Annotated in this window: 16 protein-coding genes and 2 pseudogenes; 3 read left to right on the top strand and 15 right to left on the bottom strand. The window is 71.5% G+C overall.

The genetic code is table 11. The features are described from left to right. Window positions 1–60 precede the first annotated feature (60 nt). The 11 genes and pseudogenes from ML5_RS19890 to ML5_RS19845 form a co-directional block, all read right to left on the bottom strand. The gene (locus ML5_RS19890; RefSeq protein ID WP_013475892.1) at window positions 61–909 is read right to left on the bottom strand and encodes a hypothetical protein; all 849 of its coding nucleotides are present in this window, start codon (window positions 907–909) and stop codon (window positions 61–63) included. Next, window positions 910–1011, bottom strand: a pseudogene (locus tag ML5_RS32860) (hypothetical protein); the annotation flags it as partial. It abuts the gene before it with no gap. A gap of 44 nt (window positions 1012–1055) precedes the next feature. Continuing rightward, window positions 1056–1244: pseudogene (locus ML5_RS31830) on the bottom strand (lysine transporter LysE); the annotation flags it as partial. A gap of 695 nt (window positions 1245–1939) precedes the next feature. After that, window positions 1940–2392 carry a metal-sulfur cluster assembly factor gene (locus ML5_RS19880; protein WP_013475891.1) on the bottom strand — a complete coding sequence of 151 codons (453 nt, stop codon included), beginning with the start codon at window positions 2390–2392 and terminating at the stop codon, window positions 1940–1942. Further along, the gene (sufU, locus tag ML5_RS19875) at window positions 2389–2862 is read right to left on the bottom strand and encodes a Fe-S cluster assembly sulfur transfer protein SufU (RefSeq protein WP_013287442.1); all 474 of its coding nucleotides are present in this window, start codon (window positions 2860–2862) and stop codon (window positions 2389–2391) included. The genes ML5_RS19880 and sufU overlap by 4 nt, the downstream gene beginning before the upstream one ends. Next, entirely contained in the window at window positions 2862–4166 is a 1305-nt protein-coding gene (locus ML5_RS19870) for a cysteine desulfurase (protein ID WP_013287443.1), read from the bottom strand. Before ML5_RS19870 ends, sufU begins: the two co-directional genes overlap by 1 nt. A gap of 8 nt (window positions 4167–4174) precedes the next feature. After that, the gene (gene sufC / locus ML5_RS19865) at window positions 4175–4948 is read right to left on the bottom strand and encodes a Fe-S cluster assembly ATPase SufC (RefSeq protein WP_013287444.1); all 774 of its coding nucleotides are present in this window, start codon (window positions 4946–4948) and stop codon (window positions 4175–4177) included. Next, the gene (locus ML5_RS19860; protein ID WP_013475890.1) at window positions 4948–5292 is read right to left on the bottom strand and encodes a non-heme iron oxygenase ferredoxin subunit; all 345 of its coding nucleotides are present in this window, start codon (window positions 5290–5292) and stop codon (window positions 4948–4950) included. The genes sufC and ML5_RS19860 overlap by 1 nt, the downstream gene beginning before the upstream one ends. Then, window positions 5292–6434 carry a Fe-S cluster assembly protein SufD gene (gene sufD, locus ML5_RS19855; RefSeq protein ID WP_013475889.1) on the bottom strand — a complete coding sequence of 381 codons (1143 nt, stop codon included), beginning with the start codon at window positions 6432–6434 and terminating at the stop codon, window positions 5292–5294. The genes ML5_RS19860 and sufD overlap by 1 nt, the downstream gene beginning before the upstream one ends. 59 nt (window positions 6435–6493) lie before the next feature. Continuing rightward, a complete protein-coding gene (sufB, locus tag ML5_RS19850; RefSeq protein WP_013287447.1) occupies window positions 6494–7924 on the bottom strand; it encodes a Fe-S cluster assembly protein SufB in 1431 nt (476 codons plus the stop codon). Beyond that, complete coding sequence (locus ML5_RS19845) at window positions 7921–8697, bottom strand: metalloregulator ArsR/SmtB family transcription factor (RefSeq protein ID WP_041784227.1); 777 nt, start codon at window positions 8695–8697, stop codon at window positions 7921–7923. The genes sufB and ML5_RS19845 overlap by 4 nt, the downstream gene beginning before the upstream one ends. 98 nt (window positions 8698–8795) lie before the next feature. Between ML5_RS19845 and ML5_RS19840 the strand changes: the two genes are divergently transcribed. After that, window positions 8796–9758, top strand: coding sequence for a heme A synthase (locus ML5_RS19840; RefSeq protein WP_176921736.1), 963 nt, complete (start codon window positions 8796–8798; stop codon window positions 9756–9758). Window positions 9759–9831: 73 nt separating this feature from the next. Continuing rightward, on the top strand, window positions 9832–11499 hold the full coding sequence (locus ML5_RS19835) for a right-handed parallel beta-helix repeat-containing protein (RefSeq protein WP_013475886.1): 1668 nt from the start codon (window positions 9832–9834) through the stop codon (window positions 11497–11499). A 25-nt stretch (window positions 11500–11524) separates the two neighbouring features. Here the strand turns inward: ML5_RS19835 and ML5_RS19830 are convergent, their stop codons facing one another. Beyond that, window positions 11525–12241 (bottom strand): CPBP family intramembrane glutamic endopeptidase, encoded by a 717-nt coding sequence (locus ML5_RS19830; RefSeq protein WP_013287451.1) that lies wholly within the window; start codon window positions 12239–12241, stop codon window positions 11525–11527. A 62-nt stretch (window positions 12242–12303) separates the two neighbouring features. Between ML5_RS19830 and ML5_RS19825 the strand changes: the two genes are divergently transcribed. Further along, a complete protein-coding gene (locus ML5_RS19825; RefSeq protein ID WP_013475885.1) occupies window positions 12304–12897 on the top strand; it encodes a TetR/AcrR family transcriptional regulator in 594 nt (197 codons plus the stop codon). A gap of 40 nt (window positions 12898–12937) precedes the next feature. Here ML5_RS19825 and ML5_RS19820 read toward each other — a convergent pair whose 3' ends face one another. From ML5_RS19820 to ML5_RS19810, 3 genes are all read right to left on the bottom strand, one after another. Next, entirely contained in the window at window positions 12938–13855 is a 918-nt protein-coding gene (locus ML5_RS19820) for a RimK family alpha-L-glutamate ligase (protein ID WP_013475884.1), read from the bottom strand. Window positions 13856–13865: 10 nt separating this feature from the next. After that, window positions 13866–14198 carry a hypothetical protein gene (locus ML5_RS19815; protein WP_013475883.1) on the bottom strand — a complete coding sequence of 111 codons (333 nt, stop codon included), beginning with the start codon at window positions 14196–14198 and terminating at the stop codon, window positions 13866–13868. 219 nt (window positions 14199–14417) lie between these two features. Next, on the bottom strand, window positions 14418–15377 hold the full coding sequence (locus ML5_RS19810) for a heme o synthase (RefSeq protein ID WP_013287455.1): 960 nt from the start codon (window positions 15375–15377) through the stop codon (window positions 14418–14420). Between the last annotated feature and the right edge of the window lie 187 nt (window positions 15378–15564).

Below are 15564 nucleotides of genomic sequence, written 5' to 3'. Positions count from 1 at the left end.
CCCGGGAACGCAACGCGGGAGGACACCGCTGCCGGTGCCCTCCCGCGTCTACCGCGTGGATCAGTGGACGGTGAGGTTGCCGCCCTTCAGCTTGACCTCGGCGGTCGCGCTGCCCGTCCAGTCGGACGACAGGAGCAGGGAGCCGCCCTTCCACAGCGTGACCCCGACGGTGTCGTTCCTACCGGGGGCGCCCCGGTCGGTCACCGTCACGGCCAGGGTCAGGCCGGAGGCCACCGGCTTGCCCTTGTTGTCGTACAGGGCGGCCTGGTAGCGCACCTGGGCGGTCCGGCCCGCCGAGGTGACGCCGAGCGCGTCGACGGTGCCGGCCTTGATCGTGTACGACTTCCCGCCGGAGCGGAACTCGACCTCGGCCCTGCCCGTGGCGGGCTTGTTCGCCTTGCCCGGCTTCGCGTTCAGCTCCACCTCGACCGTGGAGTTCACGTCGGCCGGGTAGGTCCCCGCCGAGCGGGTGGCGGTGAACTCGCCGCCGCCGGTGAGGAACCCGCCGTCGGAGACGGCGACCGTGACCTGGGCGGTGGTGCCGCCCGTGTAGTTGCCGCCCACCGTCGCGGTGACGGTGTGCGTGCCCTTCGGCAGGGTGGCCGTGCACGCCGCGGACGCGGTGGTGGTGGCCGTGCCGAGCAGAGCCGGCACGGCGGTGCACAGCGTCACGCCGTCCCTGGTGAAGGTGACTGTGGCGGTACGGATGTCACCGGCTGTGGTGTCCGTGGCGCCGGGCAGCACCGAGCCGTCCCGGAGCACGGCCCGCAGCAGCGCCTGGCCGGACGCACCGCCGGTCGCGGTGTTCACGAGCGTGTCACCGGCCCAGCTGACCGCCGCGTCCTCGGCGGCGACGGTGACGGTGAACGAGGTGCCGCCGGTCAGCCCGGAGCCGTCGGACACGGTCACGGTGACCGGGTAGTCACCCGGGGCCGCCGTGGTGGTGCCGGCGACCGTCCAGGTACGCGTACCCGGACGGGCGTCCGTCGCCGAGGTGCTCGTGACGGCCAGGGACAGGCCGGCGGGCAGCCCGGTGGCGGCGGCGGTCAGGTCCGCACCGCGGCCCCGCCGAGCGCCGCCAGCGCCGCGTAGAGACCGTCGGCGCCGGCCACACCGAGTGCCGCCGCCGCACCGACCTGGAACGAGGTACGCGCGCTGAGTCCGAGAATGAGGATCGCGATCGCGCCGACCGGGATGGCGACGCCGTAGCCGGCGACCAGGCCGGCCAGGAACGCCCCGGTCACGACGACGGGTGACGGGTCGAGGCGGCCGAGGGCAGGGTGCGCTGTCGACGCGCGGCGGTGGCCGCACGGACAGGAGCCTGCTTCGGGTACGCCTCGATCACCCGCTCATCCTGCACCCGGCTCCCTCACTCCGCGACCGCTTTTCCCGCGCGCCCGCACGCGCACCCCGCGGCTGGGCTGGGCTGGGCTGGGCTGGGCTGGGCTGGGCTGGAGATCTTGGTACGAATCTGCCTCCTCGGGGGCGATCTCATACCAAGATCTCGCCGTTCCTCGCCCCGCCGCCGGGGGCAGTGCCGTCAGCCCAGCTTGATCGACACCACTACGCCGAGGTGGCGGCATCAAAGCGACTCCGACCACACCACTTCGGCGTAACGGTGTCGATCAAGCCGAAAAGGCGGACGTTTCCCACAACGAGGGGGCCGGATCCCGGCATGAGGGAGGCGAGGAGGTCTCAGGAAGGAAACGGCCACCCAAGGGGCGATTTCGTACCAAGATCTCGCCGTTCCTCGCCCCGCCGCCGGCGGCAGTGCCGTCAGCCCAGCTTGATCGACACCACTACGCCGAGGTGGCGGCATCAAAGCGACTCCGACCACACCACTTCGGCGTAACGGTGTCGATCAATCCCGCAGACACTACGGGCGCGGCAACCCCTTGGCAGGGGTGTGCCGCGCCCGTTGACGGTGACCGGAGAACGGTCAGACGTTGAAGCCGAGCGAGCGGAGCTGGTCGCGCCCCTCGTCGGTGATCTTGTCGGGGCCCCACGGCGGCAGCCAGACCCAGTTGATCCGGATGTCGTTGACCAGGCCGCCGCCGGGACCGGTGGTCAGCGCCTGCCGCGCCTGGTCCTCGATCACGTCGGTCAGCGGGCAGGCCGCCGAGGTCAGCGTCATGTCCAGGGTGGCGACGTTCTCGTCGTCGACGTGGACGCCGTACACCAGGCCGAGGTCGACCACGTTGATGCCCAGCTCGGGGTCGACGACGTCCTTCATCGCCTCCTCGATGTCACCGATCGCGGCCTTGCCGCCGGTCGGCGCCGCCGCACCCGCGGCCGCGCCGTCAGCGACAGCTCCGTTGACGGCCGCGCCACCGGCAACCGTGCCGTCGGTCGCCACCGCGCCGGTCTCCGAGGTCATGTTCTCGTCGCTCATGCCTTCACCTCCGGGCTCACGCCCACCCCGGCGCGTGCCGCGGCGTCCTTGAACGCCATCCACGACAACAGCGCGCACTTCACCCGGGCCGGGTAGCGCGCGACACCCGCGAACGCCACCCCGTCTCCGAGCACGTCCTCGTCCGGCGTGACCTGGCCCCGCCCGGACATCAACTCCACGAACGCCTCGTGCACCACAGCAGCGTCGCTCGCGGCCTTGCCGCGCAGCAGCTCGTGCAGGATGCTCGCCGACGCCTGGCTGATCGAGCAGCCCATCCCGTCGTACGAGATGTCGGTGAACACGCTGCCGTCTGTCGCCACCCGCACGGTGATCTCGTCGCCGCAGGTCGGGTTGACGTGGTGCGCCTCGCCGACCCGGGCGGCCGGATCCGCCGCCTCCCGCAGGCCACGGCCGTGCGGGTGCTTGTAGTGGTCCAGGATGATCTCCTGGTAGAGGGATTCGAGCTGCATCACTGGAACACCTTCCGCACCCGCTCCAGACCCGCCACCAGGGCGTCGATCTCCGCGGTGGTGGTGTAGAGGTAGAACGACGCCCGAGTCGTGGCCGGCACCCCGAAGCGGGTGCACACCGGCTTGGCGCAGTGGTGGCCCACCCGCACCTGCACGCCGAGCGAGTCGAGCACCTGCCCGACGTCGTGCGGATGCACGTCACCGAGCGCGAACGAGATCGTCCCGCCCCGGCCGACAGGCACCGTCGGGCCGAAGATCCGCAGGTCCGGCACTGTGGCGAGGGCATCGAGCGCGTACGCCGTCAGTTCCTTCTCGTGCCACTGAACAGCCGGCATGCCGATCGCGGTGAGGTAGTCCACGGCCGCGCCGAGCGCCACCGCCTCGGCGATCGGCGGGGTGCCCGCCTCGAACCGGGCCGGCGGCGCGGCGAACGTCGAGCCCGCCATCGTCACCGTCTCGATCATCGAGCCGCCACCCATCACCGGTGGCATCGCGGCGAGCAGCTCGCCCCGGCCCCAGAGCACGCCGATGCCGGTCGGCCCGCACATCTTGTGCCCCGTGAAGACGATGAAGTCGGCGTCGTAGCCGACCACGTCCATCGGCAGGTGCGGCACCGACTGCGAGCAGTCGAGCAGCAGCAGCGCGCCGACCTCGCGGACCCGCGCGGTGATCCGCGAGGTGGCGTTGACGGTGCCCAGAATGTTCGACATGTGCACCAGCGAGACGATCTTCGTCCGCTCGGTGACCAGGTCGTCCAGGCCCGACTCGTCGAGCCGGCCCTGGTCGGTGACGGGGAACCAGCGCAGCGTCGCGCCGGTACGCTCCGCCAGCAACTGCCACGGAACGATGTTCGAGTGGTGCTCCATCTCGGAGATCACGATCTCGTCGCCGGGGCCCAGCCGGAACCGCGGGTCACCGTCCGCGCGCAGCGAGGCGTTGGAGAACGCGTACGCCACGAGGTTGATCGCCTCGGTGGAGTTCTTGGTGAACACCACCTCGTCAACGCTCGGCGCGTTGATGAACGCGGCGATCTTCGCCCGCGCGCCCTCGTACGCCTCGGTCGCCTCGGTGCCCAGCGTGTGCACCGAGCGCGACACGTTGGCGTTGTGCAGCGCGTAGTGCTCGGCGAGCACGTCGAGCACCTGCCGCGGCTTGTGCGAGGTGTTCGCGCTGTCCAGGTAGACGAGCGGGTGACCGTTGACCTCCCGGTCGAGGATCGGGAAGTCGGCCCGCACCTTCGCCACGTCGAAGCGCGGCACGTCGTCGTACTGCGGCATGCCCGCCGGGATGGCCATCGAGGTCATGTCGAGTCTCAGGCCCGCGCCGCGCCGGCCCCGGCGACGTACCGCTCGTAGCCCTCTTCCTCGAGCTTGTCGGCCAGCTCCCGGCCGCCCTGCTCGACGATCCGGCCGGCCACGAAGACGTGCACGAAGTCCGGCTTGATGTAGCGCAGGATGCGCGTGTAGTGAGTGATCAGCAGCAGGCCGGTGTCGCCGGTGTCGCGCACCCGGTTCACGCCCTCGCTGACCACGCGCAGCGCGTCCACGTCCAGGCCGGAGTCGGTCTCGTCGAGGATCGCCATCTTCGGCTTGAGCAGCTCCAGCTGCACGATCTCGTGCCGCTTCTTCTCGCCGCCGGAGAAGCCCTCGTTGACGTTGCGCTGGGCGAACGCCGGGTCCATCTGGAGCTTCTCCATGGCGCCGCGCAGCTCGCCGGCCCAGGTGCGCAGCTTCGGCGCCTCGCCGTCGATGGCGGTCTTGGCGGTACGCAGGAAGTTGGCCACCGACACGCCGGGGACCTCGACCGGGTACTGCATGGCCAGGAAGAGGCCGGCGCGGGCCCGCTCGTCGACGGACATGGACAGCACGTCCTCGCCGTCGAGGGTCACCTCGCCGCCGGTGATCTCGTACTTCGGGTGACCGGCGATCGAGTACGCCAGCGTGGACTTGCCAGAGCCGTTCGGGCCCATGATGGCGTGCGTCTCGCCGGAGCGCACGGTCAGGTCGACCCCGTGCAGGATCGGCTTGAGCTCACCCTCGGGCAGCTTGACCGACACCTTCAGGTCGCGGATCTCCAGGGTGCTCATCAGCGGGTCACTCCATTGCTCGGCAGCGGACGGCCGTCGCCGTCCACGGAAAGGTAGATGTCGCCGTCGCGGACTTCGACGGGATAGACGGGTACGGGTTCGGTCGCGGGCAGCCCGGTGGGCTCACCGGTACGCAGGTCGAAACGGGAGCCGTGCAGCCAGCATTCCAGCGTGCAGCCCTCGACCTCGCCCTCGGACAGCGCCACGGCAGCGTGCGAGCACTCGTCGTGCACCGCGTAGAACACGTCGTCCTCGCCGTGCACGATCGCGACCTGCACGCCGTCCACGTCGGCGCTGATCGCGGTGCCCTTCGGCACGTCCTCGGTGGAGCAGATCTTGAGCATCAGGCGCCCGCCTTGGCCAGCCGCGCCTCGATGGCGTCGCCGAGGCGCTCGCGCAGGTCCTCGACCGGGATCTTGTTGATCAGCTCGGCGAAGAAGCCGCGCACCACCAGGCGCCGCGCCTCGGCCTCCGGGATGCCCCGGGCCATCAGGTAGAACAGCTGCTCGTCGTCGAACCGGCCGGTCGCGCTGGCGTGCCCGGCGCCGGCGATCTCGCCGGTCTCGATCTCCAGGTTGGGTACGGAGTCGGCCCGCGCGCCGTCGGTGAGCAGCAGGTTCCGGTTGATCTCGTACGTGTCGGTGCCCGTCGCCTCGGCGCGGATCAGCACGTCGCCGACCCAGACCGTGTGCGCGTCGTCGCCCTGGAGCGCGCCCCGGTAGCCGACGTTGCTGCGGCAGTCCGGCACGGTGTGGTCGACCAGCTGCCGGTGCTCCAGGTGCTGGCCGGAGTCGGCGAAGTAGACGCCGTACAGCTCGGCCTCGCCGCCGCGCTGGGTGTACTCCACCGACGTGTACTGCCGGACCAGGTCGCCGCCGAGGCTGACCTGCACGTGCAGGATCCGGGCGTCGCGGCCCAGCCGCACCTTGAGGTGCTGCGCCTGCACCGCGTCGTCGGCCCAGTCGGCGACGGTGACCAGGGTCAGCTTCGCCCCGTCGCCCACAGTCACCTCGACGTTGTCGGCCAGCGTGGCCGAGCCGACGTGCTCGATCACCACTGTGGCCTCGGCGAACCGGTCCACCTCGACGAACGTGTGACCGAAGGCGAGCGCCTCGGCGTTCTCGCCGACCACCCGCAGGCGCACCGGCCGCTCCACCACCGCGTCGCGGTCGACGCGCACCAGCAGCGCGCCGTCGGCCCCGCCGTACGCGAGCGCGCTGACCCGGTCGAACGGGGTGAGCACGCTGCCCACCCGGGGGTCGTCCCGGCCGATCCGGTCGACGGTGACGCCCTCGGGCAGGTCACCGTACTCGTGCCTGACCGCGCCGGTCGCGCCCTGCGCCGACGCGGTCAGGCCGCGCAGGCGCTTGAGCGGGGTGAAGCGCCACTCCTCCTCCAGGCCGGTCAGGGCCGGGAAGTCGGCGACGTCGTACGAGCGGAGCGCCTGCGACTTGGTCGTGGGCGGCGCGGAAGCCTGGGTAGTCATCTCTTCCTTGGTCTGTTCTGCGACGAGGTGTCAGTGAGTCGGAGGGCGGGTGGCCGGCGTCAGCCGACCGCGCCCTCCATCTGCAGCTCGATCAGGCGGTTGAGCTCCAGCGCGTACTCCATCGGAAGCTCCTTGGCGATCGGCTCGATGAAGCCGCGCACGATCATCGCCATCGCCTCGTCCTCGCTCAGGCCCCGGCTCATCAGGTAGAAGAGCTGGTCCTCGCTGACCTTGGAGACGGTCGCCTCGTGCCCCATCGACACGTCGTCCTCGCGGATGTCGACGTACGGGTAGGTGTCGGAGCGGGAGATCGTGTCGACCAGGAGCGCGTCGCACTTGACGGTGCTCTTGCTGCTGGTCGAGCCCTCCAGCACCTGCACCAGACCGCGGTACGAGGTGCGGCCGCCGCCCCGGGCGATCGACTTCGACACGATGGTCGAGGAGGTGTGCGGCGCGGCGTGCACCATCTTGGCGCCGGCGTCCTGGTGCTGGCCCTCGCCGGCCATGGCCACCGAGAGCACCTCGCCCTTGGCGTGCTCGCCGGTCATGTAGACCGCCGGGTACTTCATGGTGACCTTGGAGCCGATGTTGCCGTCGACCCACTCCATGGTCGCGCCCTCGTGGCACACGGCGCGCTTGGTGACCAGGTTGTAGACGTTGTTCGACCAGTTCTGGATGGTCGTGTACCGGCACCGGGCGTTCTTCTTGACGATGATCTCCACGACGGCGCTGTGCAGCGAGTCGGAGGAGTAGATGGGCGCGGTGCAACCCTCGACGTAGTGCACGTACGCGCCCTCGTCGACGATGATCAGCGTCCGCTCGAACTGGCCCATGTTCTCCGTGTTGATCCGGAAGTAGGCCTGCAGCGGGATGTCCACGTGCACGCCCTTCGGCACGTAGATGAACGAGCCACCGGACCAGACGGAGGTGTTCAGCGCGGCGAACTTGTTGTCGCCGACCGGGATCACCGTGCCGAAGTACTCCTTGAACAGGTCCTCGTGCTCCTTGAGCGCGGTGTCCGTGTCCAGGAAGACGACACCCTGCTCCTCCAGGTCCTCACGGATCTGGTGGTAGACCACCTCGGACTCGTACTGCGCCGCGACACCGGCGACCAGGCGCTGCTTCTCCGCCTCCGGGATGCCGAGCTTGTCGTAGGTGTTCTTGATGTCCTCGGGCAGGTCCTCCCAGGAGGTGGCCTGCTTCTCGGTGGACCGCACGAAGTACTTGATGTTGTCGAAGTCGATCCCGGTGAGGTCGGCGCCCCAGTTCGGCATCGGCTTGCGGCCGAACAGCCGCAGGCCCTTGAGCCGCAGGTCGAGCATCCAGGCCGGCTCGTTCTTCTTGGCCGAGATGTCCCGCACCACCGCCTCGCTGAGGCCGCGCTGGGCGGACGCCCCGGCGACGTCGGGGTCGGCCCAGCCGTACTCGTAACGGCCGAGGGCCGCGAGCTGCTCCTCCTGGGTCAGGGGCTGGACGATCTGCTCGGTCATCTATCTGTCCTCACAGTGGTGACGGTGGAACCGGACTGGGCGGGAATGTGCGTGGTGCACACGCCGTCGCCGTGCGCGATGGTGGCCAGGCGCTGTACGTGAGTGCCGACCAGACGGGAGATCACTTCGGTCTCGGCCTCGCACAGCTGAGGGAACTCGGCGGCCACGTGCGCCACCGGGCAGTGGTGCTGGCAGAGCTGGCCGCCGGAGGCGATCGTGGACGCGTTGGCAGCGTAACCCTCGGCGGTCAGCGCGCCGGCGAGCGCCTCCGCCCGCGCGAGCGGGGCGTCTCCGGCGTCCTCCATGGCCGCCCGGCAGCGGGTCTCCAGCGCGGAGACCTGCTCGGCCGCGAACGCCGCGACCGCCTCGGTGCCGCCGGTGCGGGCGATCCACCGCAGCGCGGCGGTGGCCATGTTGTCGTAGTGGTGGGTGCCGCAGCGACCGCGGCCCGCCTCGGTGAGCGCGAAGACCTTGGCCGGGCGGCCGCGCCCGCGGCTGCCGCGGACGGTCTGGTCGCGGGCGACCACGTCACCGTCGGCGAGCATCGCGTCGAGGTGGCGGCGGATCGCGGCCGGGCTCAGGCCGAGCGCCGAGCCGAGCTGCGCGGCGGTGGTGGGGCCGCGCTCCAGCAGCAGCTGGGTGACCCGGTCGCGGGTCGACAGGTCGGCCGGAGCGGTCTCCCGCTCGCCGGGCCGCACGCCGCGACGTGCACGCGAGCCACCGGCGACCGGACCGGTCACCGGCGTTCGGGAGAGCGCCGCCGCGTTTTTCACAACGGCAACGTTACGTAATTCGCCGAGGGCCTGCAAACCCGGGGTCCGGTGATTCCGACCACCGGGGTGCCGGAGTCACCCGATCGGGATCAACTACGGTGCGTAGGATTCGCTTCGTGAAGCGATCCGTCCGGTTTCCGGTCTCCGCCACGCTGCTGCGCCGCCTCGCGCTCGCCTCGATCATCGCGAACGTCGCGATCGTGGTCACCGGCGGGGCCGTCCGGCTCACCGCCTCCGGCCTCGGCTGCCCCACCTGGCCCCGGTGCACCGAGGACTCCTACACCACGACACCCGAGATGGGCGTGTACGGGGTGATCGAGTTCGGCAACCGGCTGCTCACCTTCGCGGTCGGGATCATCGCGCTCGCCGTGGTGCTGGCCGTGCTGGCGCACCGCCCCCGCCGCCGCGGGACGCTGCCGCTGGCCGTGGGCGTGCTGTTCGGCATCCCGGCCCAGGCGATCATCGGTGGCATCACAGTGCTCACCAACCTCAACCCGTGGGTGGTCGGGCTGCACTTCCTCGCCTCGATGGCGGTGATCGCGGTCGCGTACGCGCTCTGGCGGCGCATCAAGGACCCGGACGGGCCGGTGGCGCCGACCGTGCCGGCGCCGCTGCGTACGCTCGCCTGGATCACCACGGCGGTGAGCGCGTCGGTGCTCGTCGTGGGCACCTGGGTGACCGGCAGCGGACCGCACGCCGGTGACCACGGCGCGGCCCGCAACGGCCTGGACCCGGCGGCGATCTCCCAGGTGCACGCCGACGGCGTCTTCCTGCTGATCGGCCTGTCGGTGGCGCTGTACTTCGCGTTCCGGGCGGTCGGCGCGGCGCGGGCGGCCCGGGCCGCCGCGGTGCTGATCGCGGTCGAGCTGGGCCAGGGCGTGATCGGCTTCGTCCAGTACTTCACCCACCTGCCCGCCGTGCTGGTCGGCGCGCACATGCTCGGCTCCTGCCTGGTGCTGCTGGCCACCCTCGGCGTGCTCTGGGCCACCCGGGAGCGGCTGCCGGCCGCCCCGGAGGCCCCGGCCGCGCCCTCCGCGCAACGGGTGGGCGCCGCCGCCTGAGCGCGGGCGTTACCGCGCGGCGGGAGCGGGAAAGCGGCACGGGCCACCGACAGTCGCCCGAGGGGAGCTCCCCGTGTCGCGCAAGAGCCTCTCCACCACCACCCCGCAACGGCTGACCCCGGTCGCCGGCGCGCCGCTGTGGTGCGACGCCCGCGAGCACGGCCTCACCGGCGACGGGGTCACCAACGACCAGCCCGCCCTGGCGGCGCTGGTGGACCGCCTCGGCTCCGGGTACGACGCCGACGGCCGGGCCCGGGTGATCTACTGCCCGCCCGGCCTGTACTCGATCCGCGACGCCGGCACCGTCTGGCGCAGCGGCGTCTCGCTGATCGGCGCCGGACCGGCAGCGACCCGCTTCCTGCTCAGCAACGAGGGCAACCGCAGCGCACCGGTCCCGCTCGCCTTCTGGACCACCGTGCAGCACGGCGCGGACCGGGACCGGCACATCGCCGACTGCTCGTTCGCCGACTTCGAGATCGACGGCTCCGGCGTGGCCCAGACGTCCTACGACTACCTGGCCAAAGGGCTGGGCCTGCAGTACGTGGTGCGCGGCGTGTTCCGCAACCTCTACATCCACCACACCGGGGCGACCGGCCTGGGCTGTGACTTCCTCCAGGACAGCCTGATCGACGGCGTGGTCGTGGTGGGATGCGGCCGGCTGGACAACGGCGACCAGATGGGCGGCGCGGGGATCGGCGTCGGCATCGGCGGCTGGGGCGACGTGGAGCGCCTCACCATCGCCAACTGCACCACCATCGGCAACGGCACCAACGGCATCTTCCTGGAGCTGCAGAAGGACTACTGGACCCCGCCGCGCGGCATCCGGATCGTCGGCTGCCACAGCCAGGCCAACCGGTTCGGCATCTCCGACTGGGGAGCGGACGGGCTGATCGTCTCCGCCTGCACCATGACCAACAACCTGGAGGCCGGCTTCGACGTGTCGGGCAACGGCACCGCCGGGGTCGCCGGGCGCGGCGGCCTGGTCACCGGCTGCGTGATCGACTACAACGTCGGCGACGGCATCAGCATGGGCAACACCCCCGGCCCGTACGCGGTGCAGGCTAACCGGATCAGCCGCAACGGTGGCTTCGGCTACCACGAGCACGACCTGGGCCACGGCTACCGGGGCGCGGCGGCCGACGTGGTGATCCAGGACAACGACATCCGGGAGAACGCGCTGGACGGCATCCGGATCGACCGGCCGATGCTCGACACGTCGATCGTCGGGAACCGGATCCGGGACAACGGCCGCCGCTCCGCCCCGGCCTGCTCCGGCTCCGGCGAGGCGGTGCGGTACGGCCCGCGCGAGGTCGCCGACGGCAACGCCGACTGGCCGGCCGGCGGGCACCGGGGCAAGGTGGTCCGGGTCGGCTCGCGGGACGCGGTGGTGTCCGACAACAGCGCCACCGGGCTCTCCCTGGCCGAGGTACGCCCGGACGGCTCCACCGGCTGGAGCGCGGACACACCGGGGCCCGGCACGGCGTACGAGCTGCCCGACTCGCCACCGGCGTGCGGCGGCATCACGATCGCCGCGCCGTTCGACTCGGCCACCGTGCGCGGCAACCGGATCTGGCACCGGGACGCCGACACCCAGGCGTACGGGATCTGGGTCACCGAGGCGGGCAGCTGCGTGTCCTGCGCGTTCGAGGACAACGACCTGGCCGGCACCGAGGCCGCGCTGCGGCTGGACACCCCGCCGATCGGTGGTCGCTGGGCACGTAACCACAGCGACCGCGACTGAGCGGGCTGTCGCCGCCTCCGGGCGGTCAGGCGGACGCCTCGGCGGCGAACGCCAGGGCGACGAGCGTTCCGTTGCTGACGGCATGGGCGAGGATCGGCACCCAGAGGTTGCGGTGGCGGTGCAGCAGCCAGGCGAACAGCAGCCCGGCGAAGAGCGCGCTGACGGTGTTGAAGACCCGGGGCAGGTGTACGACGGCGAAGAAGGCCGCCGACAGCACCACGGCGGCCACGGCGGGCAGCCGCGCGGCCAGTCCCTGGTAGAAGACACCCCGGTAGAGGATCTCCTCGTAGAGCGGGGAGACGACGGCGCCGAAGGCGAACGCGAAGGCGAACTGCGCGAGCAGGCTTCCGGCGGGGTAGCCGCCCTCACCACCGCCGCCCTCGACGAGCGCCGCGGGCAGCGCCACCACGAGCACGAGGGTGAGCGCGGCCTTGGCCAGGCCCCAGCCCACCGCGGCGCCCACCTGGCGGCCCGCCGGGCGGACGAGCCGCAGCGGCCGGGCGATCTCGCCGAAGCGGTGGCGCACCACCGCGAGGCCGACAGCGAGCTGGGTGCCGTTGATCAGGGCCCAGGCGATGGTGGACGCCGCCGTCTCCGGCATGCCCAGCCGCGCCGGTCCCCGGGCCAGCAGGTCCGCGACCGCCGAGTTGGCCAGGCCGACGCCGACGGCGAGCACGAGCGCCATGTCGAGGTAGCTGAACCGGCGGGTGTCGCGTGCGGTGTCGGTGAGGGGTGCGGTCATGCCGGGCAACGTTAGGCGGCCGACCTATATCGGTCAAATGACCGACCATCTATGATCAGCTCGTGCCCAAGGTTGTGGACCACGAGGAGCGGCGGCGTCATCTCGGCGCGGCGGCCTGCGTCGTACTGGCGCGGGCGGGGTCGGCCGGGATGACGGTGCGGGCCGTCGCCGCCGAGGCCGGCATGCCGCTGGCGACCGCGCAGCACTACCTGCCGGCTCGGGAACTGATGGTCCGGGCGGCAATGGACCACCTGGCCGGACGCGTGGTGGCGCGGGCCCGGACGATCCCCGCCGACCCGGTCACGCCGGAGGTGATCCGGCAGGCGGTGCGCCAACTCGTCCCGCTGGACGCCGAACGCGCCTTCGAGGCCCGCGTCTGGCTGGTCCTCACCGCCGAGGCGCTCGTCGACGAGCAGGTCGCGGCGATCCTGGCGGAGAGCGAGGCGCAGATGCGGGCCAACGTCGAGCGGCTGCTCACGCTCGGCCGGGCCGCGGGTGGCATCGCCGGGCACGTGGACGCGCGGGCCGAGGCCGCCGCGCTGGCGACGCTGCTGGACGGCGTCACGGTACGGATCCTGACCACCGGCCTGGATCCCGCGGACGCACGCGCGGAGATCGACGCCCACCTGGCCCGGCTCACGACGGCCGGCACCTGATCGGCCGGCATCCGCGACCCGGCTCGGCCGGGCCCCGGGGTCAGCGGCGGCGGGCCAGGTGGGTGAGCACCGCGTCGGCGAGCCGGTCCGGGGCACCGTCGGCGTACCCGACGAACAGGCTCGGCTCGGTCAGCTCCAGCTCGACCAGCACGGGCTCGCCGTCCGGGCCGGGGATCAGGTCGACCCGGGCGTAGAGCAGGCGGTCCGGGCCGCCGGGCACCACCGCGAGCACCTTGTCGGCCACCGCGCGCTGCTCCGCCGTGGCGACGCGGGCGTCGATCCGCTCCTCCTTGTAGAGCGCGGCCTCGCCCAGGTCCGGCCCGGTCAGCATCGGGCCCTTGCGGATCGCGTGGCTGAACGCCAGGCCGCCGGGCCCGGCCAGGAACAGCAGCGCGGTCTCCCCGGCGGTGTCCACCGCGTCCAGGTACGGCTGGACCATGGTGGCCCGCGCGGCGTCGGAGAGCCGCCGGACGTGGGCCACCGCAAGCTCACGGTGCTCCCTGTCGGTCAGGTCGTAGCGGCCGGTGTCCTGGCTGCCCGCGCTGACGGCCGGCTTGATCACGTACTCGCCCCCGGACGGCGGCGTCCACGCCTGCCCCGGCTCGACCCACTCGGTCGGCACGGTGGGCACTCCGGCGGCGGCCAGCTCGGACAGGTAGCGCTTGTCGGTGTTCCAGGCGACCACGTCGGCCGGGTTGACCAGGGCCGGCACGGTACGCGCCCAGGTCACGAACTCGTCCCGCCGCAGGGCGTAGTCCCACGGGGAGCGGAGCACGACCAGGTCGTACCCGGACCAGTCGACTGCCGGGTCGTCCCAGACGGCGATCTCGGCGGTGACGCCGCGGGCGGTGAGCGGGCCGAGCGCGAGCCGGTCGTCCGGGTCGAGGTCGGGCAGCTCGGCGCAGGTGACGAAAGCGACCCGGGGTCTCCCCCGGGTCGACTGGTGGTGGTTGGTCATTCGGTATATGTCAACGGGCCATCGTGCGCCGGGCCATCGACCGCCACAGGTCGTTGCTCGGACGCATCTGGTCCATCAGTTCACGCTCCCAGGCGTTCTCGACGTCGACCCCGGCCTTGGCGCAGGCCCGGCGTGCGACGTCCGTGCCGTCGGCGAACTGGTCCGCCCATACCCCGTCGGAACCCACGAGGACGATCCGTGCGCCGCGCTTGCCGACGTACTCGATGACCGCCTTCGCGCCGCCGTGTCCGGCGGCGAACGACTTGATGCCCGCGACCAGGCCGTTGGGGGCCTGCTCGGCGGTCTTGTCAGCCGTCAGCGTCGTATCGGAACCATCTGCCATGACGCGAAGCCTAAGCAGAGTTCCACCCGGATGTGCGAGAACCATGAACTGAATGTGATGCCAATTACCCATCGGTTTAAGAAGAACCACAGGTAATTTGCCTGCATATGTCGCTTATATCTGGGCGAAGCGGACGGGCGGGATCGTCACAATCTGTCCGGGTTGAACACGTCCGGGGAAGCCCGAAAAAAATTTCTGATGAACCGCCGGACGGGCGGGTCAGAGCAGCGCGTCGAGCGCGACGGCCGCGAAGAGGATCGTGAGGTACGTGGTGGACCAGTGGAACAGCCGCATCGGCTTGACCGCCTCGCCGCGCGTCGCGCGCCGGCACAGCTTGTGCGCCTCGACGAGGAAGATCCCGCCGACCACGAGCGCGGTGACGCCGTAGATCGGGCTCATCCCGAGCGGCCACACCGCCAGCGAGGAGAGCACCGTCAGCCAGGAGAAGCCGATGATCTCCGCGTTCACCCGCCGGACCGAGGCCACCACCGGCAGCATCGGCACACCGGCGCGGGCGTAGTCGGCCTTGTACTTGATGGCCAGCGCGTAGAAGTGCGGCATCTGCCAGAAGAAGACGACAGCGAACAGGCCCCACGCGGCCGGTGCCAGCGTGCCGGTGACAGCGGCCCAGCCGATCAGCACCGGAGCGGCGCCGCAGATGCCGCCCCAGAACGTGTTGGCGGCGGTGGTCCGCTTCAGCCACAGCGTGTAGACCAGGTCGTAGTAGGCGATCGCGGCGACCGTCAGCACCGTCGCCAGCCAGTTCGTCGCCACCGCCATCAGCGCCACCGACACGGCCGCCAGCACCAGGCCGAAGACCAGCGCGCTGCGCGGCGACACGGTGTGCGCGGGCAGCGGGCGGCGTTTGGTGCGCCGCATGAGCTGGTCGATGTCGCGGTCGATGTAGCAGTTGATGACGCTCGCCGCGCCGGCCGCGAGCGACCCGCCGACCAGCACCACGGCGACCAGCCACAGCGACGGCATCCCGCCGTGGGCCAGCATCATCGCCGGCACTGTGGTGACCAGAAGCAGCTCGACGATCCGCGGCTTGGTCAGCGTCACGTACGCCGCCACCACGGCGCGTACGTCCCGCCGGCCGCTCGCCGGCGCCTCCGCCACCGCGCCCACCGGCGACTGCCCGGCAGGGTTGCTGACGGGGCGCTCGGTGATCATGCTCACGGATTGCCACCTTCCGGCATCGGCGGGGGAGGTCGTTCGGCCCGGACCGCTGCGGGTCCACACACCGCCCCACACACTACGCGGCGTCGTTTTCGCTGCCCCGTGGACCCGGCAACGGTGCGAGCCGTCACACCTGGGGTTGAACGACCGGACGTACGCGATCCGTACAGAACAGCATGCTGAGATC

Source organism: Micromonospora sp. L5, from assembly GCF_000177655.2.
GTDB classification, from domain to species: domain Bacteria; phylum Actinomycetota; class Actinomycetes; order Mycobacteriales; family Micromonosporaceae; genus Micromonospora; species Micromonospora aurantiaca.
Note: the sequence above shows the minus strand (reverse complement) of the source record. Positions and strands in the feature narration are given on the sequence as shown.

Coding starts and splice junctions, on each gene's coding strand:
- ML5_RS19870 (WP_013287443.1), bottom strand. CDS start 4,166: ATGACCTCGATGGCCATCCCGGCGGGCATGCCGCAGTACGACGACGTG.
- sufB (WP_013287447.1), bottom strand. CDS start 7,924: ATGACCGAGCAGATCGTCCAGCCCCTGACCCAGGAGGAGCAGCTCGCG.
- sufC (WP_013287444.1), bottom strand. CDS start 4,948: ATGAGCACCCTGGAGATCCGCGACCTGAAGGTGTCGGTCAAGCTGCCC.
- ML5_RS19820 (WP_013475884.1), bottom strand. CDS start 13,855: ATGACCAACCACCACCAGTCGACCCGGGGGAGACCCCGGGTCGCTTTC.
- ML5_RS19860 (WP_013475890.1), bottom strand. CDS start 5,292: ATGCTCAAGATCTGCTCCACCGAGGACGTGCCGAAGGGCACCGCGATC.
- ML5_RS19880 (WP_013475891.1), bottom strand. CDS start 2,392: ATGAGCGACGAGAACATGACCTCGGAGACCGGCGCGGTGGCGACCGAC.
- ML5_RS19830 (WP_013287451.1), bottom strand. CDS start 12,241: ATGACCGCACCCCTCACCGACACCGCACGCGACACCCGCCGGTTCAGC.
- sufD (WP_013475889.1), bottom strand. CDS start 6,434: ATGACTACCCAGGCTTCCGCGCCGCCCACGACCAAGTCGCAGGCGCTC.
- ML5_RS19815 (WP_013475883.1), bottom strand. CDS start 14,198: ATGGCAGATGGTTCCGATACGACGCTGACGGCTGACAAGACCGCCGAG.
- sufU (WP_013287442.1), bottom strand. CDS start 2,862: ATGCAGCTCGAATCCCTCTACCAGGAGATCATCCTGGACCACTACAAG.